At 59.5% G+C, this 1,477-nt stretch carries 2 protein-coding genes; both read left to right on the forward strand.

The features are described from left to right. Window positions 1–1,152, forward strand: a 1,152-nt coding sequence (locus ACFC0D_RS38525) for a phospholipase effector Tle1 domain-containing protein (protein ID WP_376446766.1), incomplete at its 5' end; no start/stop codon positions are given. Further along, window positions 1,153–1,477, forward strand: a 325-nt coding sequence (locus tag ACFC0D_RS38530) for a hypothetical protein (RefSeq protein ID WP_376446768.1), incomplete at its 3' end; no start/stop codon positions are given.

The raw sequence follows: 1,477 nt of genomic DNA on the forward strand, positions 1-1,477 counted from the left end.
GGAGTGATGAAGGTAAGTTCTTCAGCGCCGTTGGACGAGAATTCAATAGGTCTTAGTGCGCGCGAGAAGTCTCGATGTGCGGGATCATCAATTGGCACGATTTCGCCATGTGGCATCGACATTTTTATCGGCTGCTTCTTCGATGGCACGCGTAATCATCGTTTGAATTCGTTAAGGCGTGGTGACTTCACTCAGTCCAATATTTCTCGTCTGTTCGATGTATTTGATCGGGGTATTTTGCCGGGCACAGGAGTTCGCCGCAGCCAGTTTTCTAGCTACATTCAGGGCGTCGGCACCGAGGCGCTAAAAGAAATCGGCGATACCGGCACCGGCTGGCATGCCCGTGCTGGCGCGGCAGCCGGCTGGGGCGGTGAGGGTCGGGTGAACTGGATGCTGATGCAAGTCCAGGATCATCTCTTGACCCATTTCGCAGAGACAACCGTCACCGCCGCAATGGGCTTCGATTCCACCGTCCCCATCGCGCGCAAGATGAGTGCCGATCTCCGCTTGCACCTGCAGGACGTAGAGCGCTTGGCGCAGGCGGCGCGGATGTCGCTGTCCAACTACCTGGCGGTCAACCAAGGGCAGGAGGAAATCGATCTTCGCAACTCGCTCAGCGGCGGCTTCTGGAACATGGTCGGTGCGCTGCAACGGGTGCGTGGTACCCATCTGGCGCGTGCCGATCACATAGCGCGGCGGGCGGTGTTGCAGGAGCGCCGTGCTTTTCTGGCGAAGAAGGTAGCGCCGTTCCAGAAGCAGAATCCCCGTGTAGACCGCATCCGTATATCGGTGTTTGGCTTCTCGCGCGGCGCCACCGAGGCGCGCGTGTTCTGCAACTGGCTCGGCGATGCCTGCGACCCCGGTCCCGGGCCGCTGCGGCTGTGCGGTATTCCGGTGCAGATCGATTTCATGGGCTTGTTCGATACAGTCGCTTCGGTAGGTGCCGCGCAGAGCTTCTTTGAGTCGGTGTTCGATGGCCACGGTGGTTGGGCGTCGGCCGAAGACCTGCGCATTCCCGCCGATGTGCGTCGCTGTGTGCATATGGTGGCGGCGCATGAAGTACGCGGTTCGTTCCCGGTGGACTTGGTGGACGGCGCGAACTGCGAGCAGATCATCTACCCCAACCTGCGTCGTAGACGAGGGTGCGTTTGAATGAAGGGCGTCGAGCGAATGGCCGTGGTGAAAAAGGTGCTTGTCAGGATTGCTCTGATCGGGCTTGTGCTGTTTGCCTTGGCGGGTCTGGTGCTGAAGTTCATGGATTTCAGGATGGGTCCACCACCGCCCAGTCCTCCGAAGCCGCGCATTATTGAGCCTGACACTGGCCACGACATCACCGACGCGCCACCGGAAATGCATCTCACGATCGGTATTGCCAACTACTCTGATGACGGGCTGGGCATAGTCGTCATCAACGAAGCATGGGGAGGAGGCATGGAGCCTCGTACCAGCAGTAATGGGCGTGCATGCTGCGTGACGC

It is taken from the genome of Streptomyces sp. NPDC056222 (assembly GCF_042264065.1).
In the GTDB taxonomy this organism is placed as follows: domain Bacteria; phylum Actinomycetota; class Actinomycetes; order Streptomycetales; family Streptomycetaceae; genus Streptomyces.